Consider the following 15,291-nt stretch of genomic DNA (forward strand, 5'->3'; position numbering starts at 1 on the left):
GTCCTCGCCGACCTGGACGCGGACTTCACCCGGGACTACGCCTGGTCGAGCGCGTCCCAGTCCCTCCGGAGCAGCCCGAACACCCACGAGTCGGAGACGTCGCCGTTGACGACGCAGTCCTCGCGCAACGTCCCTTCGTGCACGAACCCCAGCTTTCCCAGGATGCGGGCGGACGCCGCGTTGCGGGTGTCGGTCTCGGACTGGACGCGGTTGAGGGGCATCGTGTCGAAGGCCCATCCCAGCAGGGCGCGCGCTGCCTCGGTCGCGTAGCCGTGGCCCCACATCTGCTCGCCGAGGCAGTAGCCCAGCGTCGCGCTGCGGAAGTCGGGGTTCCACTCGAACAGGCCGCACCAGCCGACGAAGGCGCCGTCGGAGGCGCGGTCGATGGCGACGCGCGCGCCGGTCCCTTCCTCCTCGAGCCTGCGGGACACGGCGACGAAGCGGTCGGCGCGCGCCCGGTCGGTCCAGGGCGGGGAGTCCCAGTAGCGCAGCACGTGGGCGCTGCTGTGCATCGCGAACAGGGCGTCAGCGTCGTCGTCGGCGACCGGCCGCAGCCGCAGACGGTCGGTAGTCAGGGTCGGCGTGGGCAGCGGCATGCGCCCATCGTGGGCGTTCGCCCCGCGACCGTCACGGCAATTACCCGCCTACCGTGCGTCGTCGCGCCGATGACTCCGCTGCCGCCGCGCCGTCTGCAGAACGACCGTCGACCCGAAGGCACACGATGAAGCTGCTGCTGACGTCCGCAGGCGTGCGGAACGCGACGATCCGCGGCGCGCTGGAGGACCTGCTCCCGCGACCGGTCGCGGACTGCACCGCCCTCGCCATCCCGACCGCGCTGTACGGGCACCCGTGGGTCGGCCCGGGGCGGAACGCGTGGAACTTCATCACCGGCACCACGGACCACATGACCGGCCTCGGCTGGAAGTCGGTCGGCGTGCTCGAGCTGACCGCGCTGCCGAGCATCCCCGAGGAGCGCTGGGTGCCGCTGGTGCGGGAGACCGACGTCCTGCTGGCCGCGGGCGGCGACGCCGGCTACCTCGCCTACTGGATGCGACGCTCCGGCCTGGCGGACCTGCTGCCCACCCTGGACGACGCCGTGTGGGTCGGGATGAGCGGCGGGAGCATGGTCATGACGCCGGCCCTCGGGGAGGAGTTCGTCGGCTGGTTGCCGCCGGACGGCGAGGACGCCGCCACGCTCGGCGTCGTCGACTTCTCGATGTTCCCGCACCTCGGCCACCCCGACCTGCCCGACAACACGGAGGCCGCGGCCGAGCGCTGGGCGGTGGCACTCGGCGGCCCCGCCTACGCCGTCGACGACGAGACGGCGTTCGTGGTCGACGACGGCGCCGTCGAGGTCGTGTCCGAGGGGACCTGGCGGAAGCTGGCCTGACCGGCGGTCGCTGTACCTTGGCCTCCGGCGGCCGGGCATCGGCCGGCCCGCACCGATCGGCCCCTCACCAGGAGACCACCACCGCATGACGACGCACCACGACGGATACCCCGACGAGCAGGGCCCCAGCCCGCTCCGCGCTGCCGCGGTGGTCGGCGTCGCGCTCATCCAGGCGGGCCTCGCCGGGCTGTTCGTGACGACGTGGTGGCGGCACGTGCAGACGCTCGTCGAGTCGCCGGAGGTCGTGCCGGTGCTGTTCCGGCTGCTGTCGGCGGTGCTGTTCGTGTGGGTCGTCGTCGCGGAGGTCAGGGGTCTGCTGCGGGGCCGCCGGTCGCCCCTCCTGGTGGTGGCGATCGCGGCGGTGGCGACCGTCGGGGTGCTGCTGCTCGAGGTGCTCGCGCCCCGCTGACCGGACCGGTCAGGGGATGGGCGCCGCGCCGAGCTGGTTCATCGCCGCCTCGGAGCACTCCGCCCTCGTCGTGGGGAGCACCATGTTCGCCCCGGGAGAGGTCGCGCGGTAGGAGTACGGGCCGACCTCGTAGGTGACCGTGCTGTACGGGAACCAGCCGCCGTCCCTGTCGACCTCCAGCACGTACGCGAGCTGCACCCGCTCGCCGGGCTCCAGAGTGATCCCCTCCGGCCCGACCACGGAGGTCTCCTCCCAGCCAGGGCCCTCCGGGTCGTACTCGGTGCCGAAGACGACGTCCGGCGACGGCGGCACGACGCGCACCTCGTGCACGCGGAGGCCGGGCGTCGCGGCGGGCTCGACCTTGCTCACGTGCACGGTGGCGCCGGTCGTGTTCGACAGCACCGGTGCGTCGACCACCTGCAGCGGCCCGTCCCACGGCATGCAGCCGATGCCGGCGGCCGTGCGGAGCTCGTCGCCGTGGACCAGCGACGACCCGACGGCCCGGTAGTGCGCCCACCCGCCGACCCCGCAGGCGAGGGCGACGACGGCCGCGACGGCGATCGGCAGGCGATGGCGGGGGAAGGGGCGGCCGGTGCGCGCCGTCGTGCGGGCCCTGTCGACTCGGTCGTCCACGGCGAGATCGTAGGGCCGGGGACAGCTCGACGACCCCGCGCCCGGCCGTGCCACGACGGGTGAAGTTCGAGGCTCGGAGTGCGCCGTCATCAGCAGAAACACCATGACGCCACGGCCCGCAGCACGGATGCTGGGACGATGCTCCCGACGTTCACCCCCGACACCACCGCGGACGAGGCGCGCGCCGCCTTCGAGTCCGCGGGCTGGCGCGAGATCGGGACCGGCGACTGGGCATGGGTGCTCGCGTCCCCGGACGGCACGCTCGCCGCGCGCGTCACGCCGTTCGACCCGGCGTTCCGGATGTTCGCGGACGCGTGCCTCTCCGGGCCGCCGAACCCGTTCCTGGTGCGGGTGGACGACGTCGTCCCGCTCCGCCACCGCGGCTACGTCGTCGTCATGGAGCGCCTGCACCCGGCGGACGAGGGCCGCGCCCGGGACCTGGTCGCGTCCCTCGGCATCGTGAGCGCGTCCGACCCGACGCCGCCCGCCGGCGCGACGGCCGGCCTCGCCGACCACTCCGACGTCGTCGACCTGCGCCGCCGGATCGAGGACCTCCTCGCCGCCGGCGCGCGCCGCTACCGCCTGTGGGGCGGCGCGGACATCCGGCCCGGCAACATCCTGCAGACCGCGGACGGCAGGCTCCGGCTCACCGACCCCCTCTTCGTCCACGGCCCCACCGTGTTCGAGTCGATCCGCGACGGCCGGGCGGACCTGCTCACCGACTTCTCCCGCGCCGACCTCGAGGACTTCCTGCGCATCCCCGCCTTCGTGCCCGGCCCGGACACGGACGCGCTGCGCCGCGCGCTCGACGGGCTCGTGCTGAGCGACGCTCAGCGGACGACGTCGTAGACCACGTGCACCGCCGTCGTCGACGGCGTCGCGCTGCGCTGCACCAGGGCGTGGCGGTGGCCGCCCACGAAGAGCGGCGTCCCGTCGCCGAGGACGACGGGGGAGAGGTGCAGGACGAGGACGTCGAGCAGGCCCGCGTCCAGCGCGGAACCGACGGTCGCGCCGCCGCCCATGAGGACGACGTCCCGGTCCCCGTCGCCGGACTCCGCCGCCTCACGGGCCTGCGCGACGGCGTCGCGCAGGCCGGTGGTGACGAACGTCCAGAACGCGAGCCGCGTACGTACGGGCGGGTCGCTCGTGACGACGAAGAACGGCGGCCGGCCGACCTCGCGGGCGCCGTAGCCCACCTCGTCGTCCCAGCCCTGCGGCCCGTCGACGACGTCGAACAGGTTCCGCCCCAGCACGACCGCGCCGCTGCTCGCCGTGGCGGAGCGCAGCTGCTCCCGGTCCACCGGGTCGTCGCTGAACGCCCACGTGTGCAGGGCCTCGCCGCCGTCGCCGAGGCCGTTCTCGGGTCCCGGGTTCGGCCCGGTGACGAACCCGTCCAACGAGATCGAGATGTCGCCCACCACTCTGGTCATAGGTGGTGGACCGTCACGATGGCGCGGAGTCATCGCCCGCCTTGTGTGGGAGGGTCTTCAGTCGACAACCTCGACGAGCGCGGACGGAGGGGGCGCGCAGGACGCGTCGGGAAGGATCTCGCAGAGCGTCCTGGCGTACTGGAGGTCCACGGAGATCGTGGCCGGTCCGGCAGGTGCGTCGTCCGGAACGCGGACCGTGCCCGCAGCCGCCCCGGCGTCGTCCGGGTCGAGGACCGCCAGCTCCGCGCCGTAGTACTGGCCTCCGTCGTCCTCGGTGCTCGTCCACGAGACCTCCGACGTGATCGAGATCCCGTAGCGGGCACCCGCCGGCAACGTCGACGAGCACTCGGGATGCCGGCCGACGCCCGAGATCTCGATGTGCAGCTCCTCGCCCGGGGCGGCCGACGTGGGAGTCACGACCGGGTCGTCCGGGCTGCAGTACGCGGTGGGGCGGAACGCATCGGCCAGGCTGCCGCACCCGGTGAGCACTGTCGTCGCGGCCACGACGCAGACGGCGAGCGCACTGCGACGTCTGCCCGTCCACGACATGGCACGAAGGTAGCGGCTGACCGCGCTCAGCGACGGGCGAGGAGTCTGGCGATCCGGGCGTGCGTCATGAACGACTGGTTCATGCGCCGGTAGGCGTGGAAGTTGAGCACCACGTGGGCGTCCTGGCGCGGGTAGAAGAACAGGTGGGTAGCGAAGTGCCCGAGGCCGCCGACGGGCTCGGGCAGCCCGCGCAGGAACGGCGGTGTGAACTCGCCGAACCGGACGGTGACGGTGCCCGCCCCGTAGTGGATCCCGCGGCGCATGCGGTGCCGCGGCCGGCTCATCCAGGCCAGGGTCGCGGGGGAGACGAGGCGGCCGCCGTGCAGGGTGCGCTGGAAGGCGACGAGGTCCGACGGCGGGGCGACGATGCCGCCGCCGGCCCAGTCGAGGCTCATGCTCAGGGCGCGGCTGAGCTCGTGGTCACCGATCCAGAACGGCGCGACGTCGAGGTCGGCGAGGTCGTCGGGCGTGCGGGCGTCGGTGTACGGGGTGGAGCTGCGCTCCATCCCGGCGGGAGCGAGGACCCGCTCGCGCAGGACGTCGTTGAACCGGCCCCCGGTGACCTCCTCCACGACCCGGCCGAGCAGGACGAAGCCCGGGTCGCCGTAGCGGAACCGCTCGCCCGGACGCCCGACGGCGGCATGGCCGCGCACCTCGTCGAGCAGCGTCGCGGGGGTCCACCGCCGGTCGGGACGCCCGGCCGTGACCTCGATGGAGTAGGTCGTCTCGTGGACGCCCGACGGCTCGAAGAGGTCGGGCAGCCCGCTGGTGTGGGTGAGCAGGTGCTCCACGGTGACGTCGGTGCCCACGTCGACGCCTGGGGCGGCCGGCAGGCCGTCGAGGTCGCTCCCCGGGAGCACCTTCCCCACCGGGGTGTCGAACCCGAGCCGGCCCTGCTCGACGAGCAGCGCGACGAGCGTGGCGGTCATGACCTTGCCGACGCTGGCCGCGTGGAACGGCTGGGACCCGCCCGACTCCAGCTCGAGCCCCGGCGCGACGACCAGCACCTGGGGCGGTGGCATCGACGGGCGCCGTCGGGCGATCCGGTCCAGCCCCGCCCTCAGGCGGTCGATCTCGCGTGACGTGCTCATGGGCCCTCCTTCGATGATAAGTCTCATAGACATGTCTACTAGACAGGTCTATGAGGGTCAACGGTCTAGGGTCGGACCATGGCGCACGTGATCCTCGGGCTGCTCCTGCTGCGGCCGGCCAGCCTGTACGACCTGGTGAAGCACTTCGAGGCGTCGGTCTCGCTGTTCTACAGCGCCAGCTCGGGCAGCATCCGGCGCGCGCTGGAGACGCTGCTGACCGGCGGTCTCATCGAGGTCGCCGACGTCGCCCCGGGGGCGCGGGGCCGCAAGACCTATCGCGTCACGGACGCCGGCCGTGCGGACTTCCGTGCCTGGCTGACCGGCCCGGTGACCGGGCCCGACACGGAGGCCGCCGTCCTCCCGCGTCTGTTCTTCCTCGGCCTGCTCGCGCCGGACGAGCGGGCCGCCGTCCTGCCACGGCTGACGGCGCGCGTCGAGCAGGACGTCGCGCGGCTGGAGGCGCTCGAGGAGCAGCTCGCCGGGCAGGAGGTCCCCGACGAGCTCGCCGACGTGTTCGCGTTCCAGCGCGCCACCCTCGACTACGGCCTCGCCTCGGGCCGCTTCGCGCGCGACTGGTTCCGCCGCTACGCGCAGGAGCACGACGCCCCCGCGCCGTGAGCCGGGGGCGGTCCGCTTGCTAGAGTCGTACCGCCGGTCAAGCAGTGGCCGGTCCGCTCTGAGCAGTGTCGGAGGCGACCGTGCCCGTGGACACCATCGTGACCGGTGAGCCCTCGGGCCTCCGTGCCCCACGCCTGGTGGGCTCCTTCCGCCTCGACCTGTCCTCCGACCGATGGACCTGGTCGGAGGCGGTCTTCCGCCTGCACGGCTTCGAGCCGCACGAGGTGGTGCCCACCACCGACCTCGTCCTCGCCCACACCCACGCGGAGGACCGCGACGACGTCCGCGCCGCCCTCGGGACGGCGCTCGCGACGGGGGCGTTCTCGAGCGTGCACCGGATCGTGACGGCCCGGCGCCGCGAGCTCACGGTCGCCGTCGTGGGCAGCGCGGGGGACGACCAGCACCGCGACGAGGCGGCGGGCTACTTCCTCGACCTGACCTCCGACGTCGCGGAGCGGGCCGGCGCGCGGGCTTCCGAGGACATCCGGGCGGCCGCGACGACCCGCGGCGTCATCGAGCAGGCGAAGGGCGTGCTCGCCGTCGTCTACGACGTCGAGATCGACGGCGCCTTCGACCTGATGCGCAGGGTCTCCAACGACCACAACGTGGCCGTGCGCGACCTGGCGCGGGCCGTCGTCGACGTCGCCCACCGCCGCGACGTCGACCGCCGCGCGGCGATCGACCGCGTGCTGCGGCGCGACTGACCGCCCGCGAGATCCCGGTCGGGCTCAGTCGTCGGTGCGGCGGGTCTCGACGGGCCCGGCCTCGTCGGCGAAGCTGAGCCGCCGTGCCACGACGTCCTCCGCGACGTCCTCGAGCGTGCTGCCCCGCCCGAACGCGTGCGCGCGCAGGACGGCGAGGGCGTCGTGCGGCTGGACGCGGAGCTGCGCGGACACCATGCCCGTGGCCTGGTCGACCCTCGCGCGCGCGCCCCAGCCGACCTGCTCGATCTCGCCGAGGACGGCGGTGCCGATCGCGTCCGCGAGGAACTGCGCGTCCTCGTCGTCCCGGGCCAGCACGTTCCCCGGCCCGACGACGAGCCCCAGCACGCCGACCGGCTGTCCGCCGACCCGCATGGGGATGCCGAACCACGTGCCGTCGCCGGCGGTCTCGCCGGCGAGCTGGGAGAAGACGGGGAACGGGTCGTCGCCCGGCGCGGCGCCCAGGGGTGCGGTGACGATCGCGTCGTCCTCGAACGCCCGCCGCCCGGGGCCCTCGCCGAGCAGCTCCTGGAGGCTCTCGACCTGCGCCGCGACGGCGTCCGTGCTGGTCACGGTGACCTGTTCGCCTGCCATGGTGGCGAGCGTGAGGCTTCCGCCCTGTGCCCCGAGGATCGTGGTGCACGCCTGGCACATCCGCGCCGCGACCGTCTCGTCGGCGTCGAGGCCGGCCAGGGTCCGCGCGAGCAGACCCAGCAGCTCGGAGGTGTTCACCGATCGCTCCGTCCTGTCGCCTCCCGGCCAGTGTGGCACCGATGGCCGATGCACACGGACCGCGACGCCGGGCTCAGCGGTCGAGGTCGCCGATGGTGTCGCCCTCGCCGCCGAGGACCAGGGTCCGCACGATCGCCTCGGCGACCTCGCGCTCGCTGAGCCCGCGGCGGTCCGCCGACGTCCGCAGCGTGGTGCGTGCCTCGTCCTCGGGGCAGTCGTTCGAGGCCATGATCGCGCCCACCGCCTGCTCGACCGTCGCCCGGTCGGACATGGTGCGGTACAGGCCCGCGACGGCGTCGCCGAGGTCGGCGAACTGGAGCTGCAGGCGCACGGCGTCGGCCGTGAGCGCGGCGTGCCCCACGGCGGCGTCGACCAGGCCGGCGGGCCAGTCCCCGGGCGTGCGGCTGTACACGTTGATCGCCACCCGGACGCCGGGTCCCACCTCGGCCGGGACGGCGAGGGCCTGGACGAACCCCTCGCCCTGCGCGGCCGCCTGCCAGGCCTCCCAGCCGGGCACCGTGTCGGCGAGCCTCGTGGTCAGCACGGTGCCCCGCCGCATCGCGTCGATGCAGGGCCCGGTGTCGGCGCGCGCCTCGGCCTGGTCGCAGCGGCCCGCGCCGTGGGTGCTGCTTCCGGCGCGCAGCGAGATGCCGTGCTCGCGCAGGCTGATGCTCGCCTCGACGCCGTGGCCGAGCACGGCCGCGGCGCGGATCGCGCACTCGTCGAGGTAGCGGGACAGGGTCATGGGCGTTACGGTACCCGCGCGCCCGGGCCCCGTCCCGCGGGTCCTTCCGGCGGAGCGCGTCAGCGGCGGCCGACGAGCCGGTCCACCTGGAAGAGCGTCGTCGTGCCGGACACCTCGTTCGCGACGGCGAGCAGCGGCCGGTGCGTGGGGGAGTCGGCCGCGGGCACGAACGCCAGCCCCTCGGGGCCGAGGTCGCCGGCTCCGGCGAGCGTGGCGGCCGGGTCGGCGCCGTCGTCGATAGCGTCCTCGACCGACACGGAGTAGTCGCGGTTCGAGACGTAGGTGACGAGCTCGGACCGCTGCGGCCGCGTGATGTCGTAGACCATGACGCCGCCCGCGCGCTCCAGCCCGACGAAGGCGTAGGTGCGGCCCGACACCTCGCCGATCACGAGGTTCTCCGGCTCGGGGCCCTTGTCGTCGCTGCGGCCGTCGCGCTTCGTCTCGGTGTGGTTGGTGTTGAACGCGGCGCCCAGCGCCTCGGCGGTCGCACGCTCGAACTCGTCGCCCGAGTCGAAGACGAGCTCACCGTCGGTGGTCCACACGGAGAAGGACCGGCCGCCGAACGCGTACAGCTCCTCGTAGCACGAGCCGTCGGCGCGCAGCCCGGAGGCGGTGGTGACGTTGAGACGCCCCAGGTCGGCGTCGCCGAGCAGGCCGGCGGCGGGAGAGTCCTCGCACACCGGCGCGAGGCCGTCGTCGCCCAGGTCCTTGACCCGCGCGGGCTCGACGTAGTCGCCCCACTCGCGGGCGTCGCCCTCGTTCGCGGTGACGAGGTACGTCTGGCCGCGCGAGGTGTACGACGCGATCCCGTCGGGCATGTACAGCCCCCGGACGGGGACCTCGCGCACGGCGGCGACGCCGTCCTTGTCCGACGGGTCGATGCCCTGGTCGGGCAGCGAGTGGTCCTTGCTGCCGAGCGACCACAGGTCGGTGGTGCGGGCGCTGCGCAGGTCGACCTCGGCGACGGCGTTCGCCTCCTGCAGCGCCACGTACGCGGTGCGGGAGTCCTTCGACACGGTCACGTACTCCGGCTCGAGGTTGCGCGAGACGCGGTGCTCCAGCGACCCGTCGGGCCCTGCGACGTCCGGCCCGAAGACGCGCACGCCGTCCGGCAGCGCGTCGCCCTCGAAGTCGTGGAACGTCGCCGTGCGCACGGCGGACTGCGCGACCGTGCCGGCGTGCTTGCCGGTGAGCCGGCGGGGCAGGTCGACGACGGACACCGAGCCCTCGGGGTCGACGGAGAAGTCGTCGGCGGGCTCACCCTCGTTCGCGACGACGGCGTTGCGGCCGTCGGGCGTGATCGTCACCATGTCGGGCAGCGCGCCCACGCGCCACGCGCCGAGCGCCCCGCCGTCCCCGGCGGCGTCGAACAGCACCAGCCAGCCGTCGGAGACCTTGTCGGGCGACTCGACCGCGACGACGCCGAGCCCGTCCGGGCGCACGGCGACCGAGTTCGCGACCGCGCCGTCCGGCACGGTCGAGCCGTCCGCGGCGCGGACGCCCGTCGTCTCGAGCGCGAAGAGCTTGCGGGGCGACGACGGGCGCGCGACGTCGAGCACGGTCACCTCGCCCGCCTGCGCGTTCACCGAGAAGAGGCGCTCCGAGCGCGCGTGGTACGCGACGATCTCCGCCGCCGACTCGTCGAACACGCCCGTGGCGTACGAGCCGAGGGGAGACAGGGCGATGCGGGCGTCGTCGGCCGACAGCTCGGCCGGGTCGGCGACGACGCCGGCGCTCGGCGTCGCGTGGCCGCTCCCTGCGTCGCGGTGCGCCGAGGCGGTGAGCGCGACGGGCACGGCCAGCGCGACGGCGAGGGCGGTGGCGCAGCCGGCGACGACGGCGCGACGCGGGGCGGGCGCGAGTCGCGGGGTGCGGGGGAGCGGTGTGCGCAAGGGGTCCTCCGGGGCCGGGGGCGCGCGCGGAGCGCGCCGTCGGGGTGACCGTAGGGAGGACGGATGGCCGTCGGGGGAGCCGGGGGTGAACGGGTGTCGACCCGCCGGTGAACGCCTCGCTCAGGCGGGCGCGTCGCGGTCGACGCCGCTCTGCACGCCGTCCCGCACGCCGTCGAGCCCGAGCTGCACGATCCGCCACACCGCCCCGACGAGCAGCACGACGAGCGCCAGGTTCCGCAGCCCCTCGACGACGACCATCGCGGGCTGCCCGCCGAGGAACTCGCCGTACGCCACCGGGTAGACGATCTGCGTGCCCAGCGCGGCCAGGAGCACGCCGACGGCGGGCGGCCACCACAGTCGCCGCGTGCCGGGGCCGGCCAGGGCGATCGCGGCGGCCAGCGGCGGCCCGATCCACGCCACGAACTGCGGCGAGCCCACCTTGTTGAACACGATGAGCGACAGGAGCAGGGCGGCCGTGCTGAGCAGCAGGACGTCGGCCGCGTGGTCGGGCCGGCGGCGCGCCGTCCACCACGTGAGGGCGGCGATGAGCAGCACCGCGACCGGCAGGAGCCAGTCGAGCAGGGACGCGACCTGCCGGGCGGCGGTGCCCTGCACCTCGTAGGTGAAGATCACGTCGTTGTACTCGATCCGCACCGACGGGTCCCACAGCCGCGCCACGCTGAACCAGGTGGCGAAGACCGACTCCGCCTGGAGCGTGCGCGCCTCCTGCTGGCCGAACACGCTGAACGCGCGCTCCCCGGCCCCGCCCGCGAGGGCGAGCCCGACGACGACGAGGCTCACCGCGGCGCCCGGCACCACCACCTGCCGCAGCAGGTCGTGCCAGCGGGCGCGGGTCGCGGCCAGCGCGACGACCACGGCCCCCGGGGCGATCTTGATCCACGCGCCCGCGGTGGCGACCGCCGTCGCGAGCGTCGGGCGGCGTGCCGCGACCGCCAGGGAGATCAGGATGAGCGGCGCGACGACGCCGTCCAGCCGGCCCAGGAAGATCGGGCCGAGGGCGAGCAGGAACGCGAGCCACCACCAGGCGCCCCGCACCCCGCGCGGCGCGCAGCGCACCAGCACCACCGTGGCGACGGCGTTCAGCGCCACGACCATCGCCGTCCAGACGATCTCGTAGCCCAGCAGGCCGTCGGTCACGAGCGCGGGCAGCGTGACCGGCACGAGCGCCCCCGCGGGGTACACCCAGTCGTAGTCGAGGACCGGCCACTGCCCGGTGTCGAGCCCGTGGCGGGCCCACCACTCGTACAGCGTGACGTCGCCGTAGATCGTGTAGCCCCAGGTGATGGCCTGCCCGACCACCCAGGCGTGCACGGCCACGAAGCCGAGCGCCAGCAGCCACCGGGACCTCAGCACGGCGCCGAGGGGGCCGGGGGTGTTCCGCGCGGCAGCGGTCTGCGTGGATGGCACGCCCGACATGGTGACAGACAGGGCCCGTCGCCGCCCCGGAGCCGCCTGGGAGATGCGTGATGCGGGTTCGGACGTCTAAGGTTTCGGATACCCGAAACCTTTGACGCCTGGCCCACGGAGGACCGCATGAGCCGACCGACCCTCGACCGACCCGCCCAGGGGGTGCGCCCCGCGCGCCTGGTGACCCTGCTCGGGCCGGCGTTCGTCGCGGCGATCGCGTACGTGGACCCGGGGAACGTCGCGGCGAACCTCACGGCGGGGGCGCGGTTCGGGTACCTGCTGGTGTGGGTGCTGGTCGTCGCCAACGTCATGGCCGTGCTGGTGCAGTACCTGTCGGCCAAGCTCGGCGTGGTCACCGGGCGCTCGCTGCCCGAGGTGCTGGGCGAGCGCCTCTCCCGGCGCGGCCGGATCGCCTACTGGGCGCAGGCGGAGGTGGTCGCGATGGCCACCGACGTCGCCGAGGTGATCGGCGGCGCCATCGCGCTGCACCTGCTGTTCGGCGTGCCGCTCGTGCTCGGCGGCCTCATCACCGGCGTCGTGTCCATGCTGGTGCTCACCGTGCAGCAGCGCCGCGGGCAGCGCGTCTTCGAGACGGTCGTGACGTCGATGCTCGCCGTCCTCACCGTCGGGTTCTGCGCGGGCCTGTTCTTCGCGCCCCCGGACCTGGGCGCGGTGCTCGGCGGCCTGGTGCCGCGCCTCGACGGCCCGGAGTCGGTGCTGCTCGCCGCGTCCATGCTCGGGGCCACGGTGATGCCGCACGCGATCTACCTGCACTCCTCGCTCGCCCGCGACCGGGTGCGGCACGACGCCCGCGTCGAGCGCCGCCACGCCCTGGCCGCCGGGACCGAGGGGCGCGATCTCGTGGAGGGCGACGACGCGAGGGAGGACGACGTCGCCGTGCCGCGGCCGCCGTCGCCGCCGGTGGTCCGGCGCCTGCTCACCGCCACGCGCTGGGACGTCGTCGCCGCGCTCGTGCTCGCCGGCAGCGTGAACATCGCGATGCTCCTGCTCGCCGCGGCCAACCTGCCCGGCCGCACCGGGACCGACTCGATCGAGGGCGCGCACGCGGCCATCGAGTCGTCGCTCGGGCCCGCCGTCGCGGTGCTGTTCGGGGTGGGGCTGCTCGCGTCGGGGCTGGCGTCGACGTCGGTGGGCGCCTACGCCGGCGCGGAGATCATGTCCGGTCTGCTGCACGTGCGCGTCTCGCTGCTCGCCCGGCGGCTGGTCACCCTCGTGCCCGCGATCGTGCTGCTCGCGACGGGGGTGTCGCCCACGTGGCTGCTGGTCGTGAGCCAGGTGGTGCTCAGCTTCGGCATCCCGTTCGCGATGATCCCGTTGGTGCGCATCACGCGCGACGCCGGCCTGCTCGGCGGCTTCCGCAACGGCCTCGGCACCCAGGTCGCGGCGTGGGCCGTGGCCGCGGTCATCGTGGCGCTGAACGTCGCGCTGCTCTGGCTGACGTTCACCGGGTAGCCCCACGACCTTCCAGCAAGCGATCCGTCGCGGGAACCGGTCGCTTTCCACGACGGATCGCTTGCTGGAAGGTGGGTGGGCGAGGTGTCAGCGGCCGAGCGCGGACTCCAGCCGGTCGACGAGCGCGGCCTGCGCGCTGACGACGAGGCGGCGGGCGTCGTCGGGGGAGAGCCAGGCGACCCGGTCGATCTCGGGCACCTCGATCCGCTTCCCCGACCGCGGGGGCCACTCGATCTCGACCGTGTTGCTGCGGACCTGGTCCAGGTCCGGCCCCGGCGCGGGCCACTCGCGGGCCCAGGCGAGGACGCGCTTGCCGGACCGCTGCCGTACCTCGCCGAGGTCGACGTCGGGGGACGACGGCGCGGGGAGCGGCAGCCCGAGCTCCTCCGCCGCCTCGCGCAGCGCGGCGGCGTGCGGCTCCTCGTCCGGCTCGAGCTCGCCCTTGAGCACCGTCCACGCGCCCTCGTCCTTGCGCGCCCAGAACGGCCCGCCCATGTGCCCGAGCAGCACCTCGAGGCCGCCGTCGTCCGTGGTGCGGTAGAGCAGGAGGCCTGCGCTGGTCGTCGCCATGGTCACAGTGTGACCCGAGGGCCGCCTGGCCGGTGCGGTACTACCTCGCCGCCGGCCGTACGATCTCGACGAAGACGCTGAGACGGAGTATCGCTTGACGTGAGACCCGGTCGCGGGTGACGATGGAGGAGGACCGGCGCCGGCCACCACCAGCCTCGGACGGCGCCGGTCCACACTCCTCACCGGGCCCGGAACGCCGGACCCCCGCGCAGAGAGAGGTCGTCGATGACCCGCAGCCCGTCCCGTGATGTCCCCGTCATGCCCGGCGTGACCGCCCCCGACTACGACGTCTCGCAGCCGCTGGACCTCGACTACGTGGGCGCCTTCGCCGACGTGACGCCCGAGGAGCGCGCCCACCAGCTCGCCGTCCGCGAGTTCGTGCAGGAGGACGTGCTGCCCGTCATCGACGGCTACTGGGAGCGGGCCGAGGTGCCGTTCGACCTCGTGAAGAAGCTCGCCGAGCGCGACTTCCTGCGCGACGGCGTCGACGTCCCCGGCCGCCCGTCGATCTCGTTCATGGCCGAAGGGCTGGCCAGCATGGAGATGTCGCGCGGCGACGGCTCCGTCGCCACGATCTGCGGCGTCCAGGGCGGCCTCGCGCTGCGGTCGATCGTCATGCACGGCTCGCCCGAGCAGGTCGAGCAGTACGCCGAGCCGATGGCGCGCGGGGAGATCCTCGGCGCGTTCGCGCTCACCGAGCCCACCCACGGCTCGGACTCCGTCTCGCTGGAGACCACGGCCCGCAAGGAGACGCGCGACGGGGTCGAGGGCTACGTCCTCGACGGCGAGAAGAAGTGGATCGGCTTCGGCTCGTGCGGCGACATCACGGTCGTCTGGGCCCGCCTCGTCGGCGACGACGGCGACAACCAGGTGCACGGCTTCATCGTCCCGCAGGACGCGCCCGGCTACACCGCCACGACGATCGAGGGCAAGGTCTCGCTGCGCGCCATCTGGCAGGCGCACATCGTGCTCGACGACGTGTTCGTCCCCGCGAGCGCGGCCCTGCCCGGCGCGACGTCGTTCAAGGCGACCGCCGCAGTCCTCTTCGCCACCCGCCTCGCCGTCGCGTGGTCCGCGGTCGGGCACGCCGTCGCCTGCTACGAGGCGGCCGCCGCGTACTCGACCCAGCGCATCCAGTTCGGCCGCCCGCTGGCCAAGAACCAGATGGTGCAGGAGCGGCTCACCCGCATGCTCTCGCTCGTCACCCAGATGCAGCTGCTCGTCGCGCAGATCACGCGCCTGGCGGACGCCGGCACGCTCACCGGCGAGCAGGCGTCGCTCGCGAAGTACACGACGACGCGGCAGGCCCGCGAGGTCGCGTCGATCGCCCGCGACATGCTCGGCGGCAACGGCATCCTGCTCGGCAACCGCGTCGCGCGGCACTTCGCCGACCTCGAGGCCCTGCACACCTACGAGGGCACCGAGTCGATGCAGGCGCTCATCGTCGGCCGCGACATCACCGGGGTCTCGGCCTTCGCCTGACGCTCGGCCGTCGCCGCCTCGCAGGCCCCCGTCTCTCACCAGGAGAGACGGGGGCTTGACGCTTTCCCGGGCCGCTGCCAGAGTCGGGCGCTGGAAATCGTTTTCGAACCACGGCGAGGTGGAGGGTGCGATGCGGCTCAGGCAGGTC

At 74.1% G+C, this 15,291-nt stretch carries 17 protein-coding genes; 7 read left to right on the forward strand and 10 right to left on the reverse strand.

The genetic code is table 11. The features are described from left to right. Positions 1 to 35: 35 nt before the first annotated feature. Positions 36 to 596, reverse strand: a complete 561-nt coding sequence (locus tag ACFWEK_RS09110; RefSeq protein WP_430553829.1) for a GNAT family N-acetyltransferase — start codon at positions 594 to 596, stop codon at positions 36 to 38. Between the two features lie 125 nt (positions 597 to 721). On the opposite strand from ACFWEK_RS09110, the gene ACFWEK_RS09115 reads away from it, so the two are divergent. Together ACFWEK_RS09115 and ACFWEK_RS09120 are read left to right on the forward strand one after the other, a co-directional pair. After that, on the forward strand, positions 722 to 1,390 hold the full coding sequence (locus ACFWEK_RS09115) for a Type 1 glutamine amidotransferase-like domain-containing protein (RefSeq protein WP_430553830.1): 669 nt from the start codon (positions 722 to 724) through the stop codon (positions 1,388 to 1,390). 85 nt (positions 1,391 to 1,475) lie between these two features. Next, positions 1,476 to 1,799, forward strand: coding sequence for a hypothetical protein (locus tag ACFWEK_RS09120; RefSeq protein ID WP_430553831.1), 324 nt, complete (start codon positions 1,476 to 1,478; stop codon positions 1,797 to 1,799). 9 nt (positions 1,800 to 1,808) lie between these two features. Here ACFWEK_RS09120 and ACFWEK_RS09125 read toward each other — a convergent pair whose 3' ends face one another. Beyond that, positions 1,809 to 2,432, reverse strand: a complete 624-nt coding sequence (locus ACFWEK_RS09125; protein ID WP_430553832.1) for a hypothetical protein — start codon at positions 2,430 to 2,432, stop codon at positions 1,809 to 1,811. Between the two features lie 138 nt (positions 2,433 to 2,570). Between ACFWEK_RS09125 and ACFWEK_RS09130 the strand changes: the two genes are divergently transcribed. Further along, on the forward strand, positions 2,571 to 3,281 hold the full coding sequence (locus tag ACFWEK_RS09130) for a hypothetical protein (RefSeq protein WP_430553833.1): 711 nt from the start codon (positions 2,571 to 2,573) through the stop codon (positions 3,279 to 3,281). On the opposite strand, the gene ACFWEK_RS09135 is transcribed toward ACFWEK_RS09130, so the two are convergent. The 3 genes from ACFWEK_RS09135 to ACFWEK_RS09145 form a co-directional block, all read right to left on the reverse strand. After that, on the reverse strand, positions 3,263 to 3,862 hold the full coding sequence (locus ACFWEK_RS09135) for a dihydrofolate reductase family protein (protein WP_430553834.1): 600 nt from the start codon (positions 3,860 to 3,862) through the stop codon (positions 3,263 to 3,265). The two genes, ACFWEK_RS09130 and ACFWEK_RS09135, sit on opposite strands and share 19 nt — an antisense overlap. Before the next feature lie 57 nt (positions 3,863 to 3,919). Beyond that, positions 3,920 to 4,366 carry a hypothetical protein gene (locus ACFWEK_RS09140; protein ID WP_430553835.1) on the reverse strand — a complete coding sequence of 149 codons (447 nt, stop codon included), beginning with the start codon at positions 4,364 to 4,366 and terminating at the stop codon, positions 3,920 to 3,922. A 71-nt stretch (positions 4,367 to 4,437) separates the two neighbouring features. Then, positions 4,438 to 5,502: a serine hydrolase domain-containing protein gene (locus tag ACFWEK_RS09145; protein ID WP_430553836.1), complete on the reverse strand. Its 1,065-nt coding sequence runs from the start codon at positions 5,500 to 5,502 to the stop codon at positions 4,438 to 4,440. A gap of 78 nt (positions 5,503 to 5,580) precedes the next feature. Here ACFWEK_RS09145 and ACFWEK_RS09150 point away from each other — a divergent pair, with 78 nt between their 5' ends. Together ACFWEK_RS09150 and ACFWEK_RS09155 are read left to right on the forward strand one after the other, a co-directional pair. Continuing rightward, positions 5,581 to 6,120: a PadR family transcriptional regulator gene (locus tag ACFWEK_RS09150; protein WP_430546032.1), complete on the forward strand. Its 540-nt coding sequence runs from the start codon at positions 5,581 to 5,583 to the stop codon at positions 6,118 to 6,120. Between the two features lie 65 nt (positions 6,121 to 6,185). After that, entirely contained in the window at positions 6,186 to 6,824 is a 639-nt protein-coding gene (locus ACFWEK_RS09155) for a PAS and ANTAR domain-containing protein (RefSeq protein ID WP_430553837.1), read from the forward strand. 24 nt (positions 6,825 to 6,848) lie between these two features. Here ACFWEK_RS09155 and ACFWEK_RS09160 read toward each other — a convergent pair whose 3' ends face one another. The 4 genes from ACFWEK_RS09160 to ACFWEK_RS09175 form a co-directional block, all read right to left on the reverse strand. Then, on the reverse strand, positions 6,849 to 7,553 hold the full coding sequence (locus ACFWEK_RS09160; RefSeq protein WP_430546034.1) for an ANTAR domain-containing protein: 705 nt from the start codon (positions 7,551 to 7,553) through the stop codon (positions 6,849 to 6,851). Between the two features lie 73 nt (positions 7,554 to 7,626). After that, entirely contained in the window at positions 7,627 to 8,298 is a 672-nt protein-coding gene (locus tag ACFWEK_RS09165) for an ANTAR domain-containing protein (protein ID WP_430546035.1), read from the reverse strand. Positions 8,299 to 8,357: 59 nt separating this feature from the next. Beyond that, positions 8,358 to 10,190, reverse strand: a complete 1,833-nt coding sequence (locus tag ACFWEK_RS09170; protein WP_430553838.1) for a choice-of-anchor I family protein — start codon at positions 10,188 to 10,190, stop codon at positions 8,358 to 8,360. 120 nt (positions 10,191 to 10,310) lie between these two features. Further along, on the reverse strand, positions 10,311 to 11,618 hold the full coding sequence (locus tag ACFWEK_RS09175; RefSeq protein WP_430546037.1) for a glycosyltransferase 87 family protein: 1,308 nt from the start codon (positions 11,616 to 11,618) through the stop codon (positions 10,311 to 10,313). Between the two features lie 126 nt (positions 11,619 to 11,744). Between ACFWEK_RS09175 and ACFWEK_RS09180 the strand changes: the two genes are divergently transcribed. Then, entirely contained in the window at positions 11,745 to 13,091 is a 1,347-nt protein-coding gene (locus ACFWEK_RS09180) for an Nramp family divalent metal transporter (protein WP_430553839.1), read from the forward strand. 87 nt (positions 13,092 to 13,178) lie between these two features. On the opposite strand, the gene ACFWEK_RS09185 is transcribed toward ACFWEK_RS09180, so the two are convergent. After that, a complete protein-coding gene (locus tag ACFWEK_RS09185; RefSeq protein WP_430553840.1) occupies positions 13,179 to 13,661 on the reverse strand; it encodes an NUDIX domain-containing protein in 483 nt (160 codons plus the stop codon). A 225-nt stretch (positions 13,662 to 13,886) separates the two neighbouring features. On the opposite strand from ACFWEK_RS09185, the gene ACFWEK_RS09190 reads away from it, so the two are divergent. Further along, complete coding sequence (locus ACFWEK_RS09190; RefSeq protein ID WP_430553841.1) at positions 13,887 to 15,143, forward strand: acyl-CoA dehydrogenase family protein; 1,257 nt, start codon at positions 13,887 to 13,889, stop codon at positions 15,141 to 15,143. The last annotated feature ends 148 nt before the right edge of the window (positions 15,144 to 15,291 follow it).

This window comes from Isoptericola sp. NPDC060257, assembly GCF_042726645.1.
GTDB lineage: Bacteria > Actinomycetota > Actinomycetes > Actinomycetales > Cellulomonadaceae > Isoptericola > Isoptericola nanjingensis.

Bases quoted from the DNA above. Each gene is read 5' to 3' on its own strand.
- ACFWEK_RS09110 (WP_430553829.1), bottom strand. From the start codon at position 596: ATGCCGCTGCCCACGCCGACCCTGACTACCGACCGTCTGCGGCTGCGG.
- ACFWEK_RS09115 (WP_430553830.1), top strand. From the start codon at position 722: ATGAAGCTGCTGCTGACGTCCGCAGGCGTGCGGAACGCGACGATCCGC.
- ACFWEK_RS09120 (WP_430553831.1), top strand. From the start codon at position 1,476: ATGACGACGCACCACGACGGATACCCCGACGAGCAGGGCCCCAGCCCG.
- ACFWEK_RS09130 (WP_430553833.1), top strand. From the start codon at position 2,571: ATGCTCCCGACGTTCACCCCCGACACCACCGCGGACGAGGCGCGCGCC.
- ACFWEK_RS09135 (WP_430553834.1), bottom strand. From the start codon at position 3,862: ATGACCAGAGTGGTGGGCGACATCTCGATCTCGTTGGACGGGTTCGTC.
- ACFWEK_RS09145 (WP_430553836.1), bottom strand. From the start codon at position 5,502: ATGAGCACGTCACGCGAGATCGACCGCCTGAGGGCGGGGCTGGACCGG.
- ACFWEK_RS09150 (WP_430546032.1), top strand. From the start codon at position 5,581: ATGGCGCACGTGATCCTCGGGCTGCTCCTGCTGCGGCCGGCCAGCCTG.
- ACFWEK_RS09165 (WP_430546035.1), bottom strand. From the start codon at position 8,298: ATGACCCTGTCCCGCTACCTCGACGAGTGCGCGATCCGCGCCGCGGCC.
- ACFWEK_RS09180 (WP_430553839.1), top strand. From the start codon at position 11,745: ATGAGCCGACCGACCCTCGACCGACCCGCCCAGGGGGTGCGCCCCGCG.
- ACFWEK_RS09185 (WP_430553840.1), bottom strand. From the start codon at position 13,661: ATGGCGACGACCAGCGCAGGCCTCCTGCTCTACCGCACCACGGACGAC.
- ACFWEK_RS09190 (WP_430553841.1), top strand. From the start codon at position 13,887: ATGACCCGCAGCCCGTCCCGTGATGTCCCCGTCATGCCCGGCGTGACC.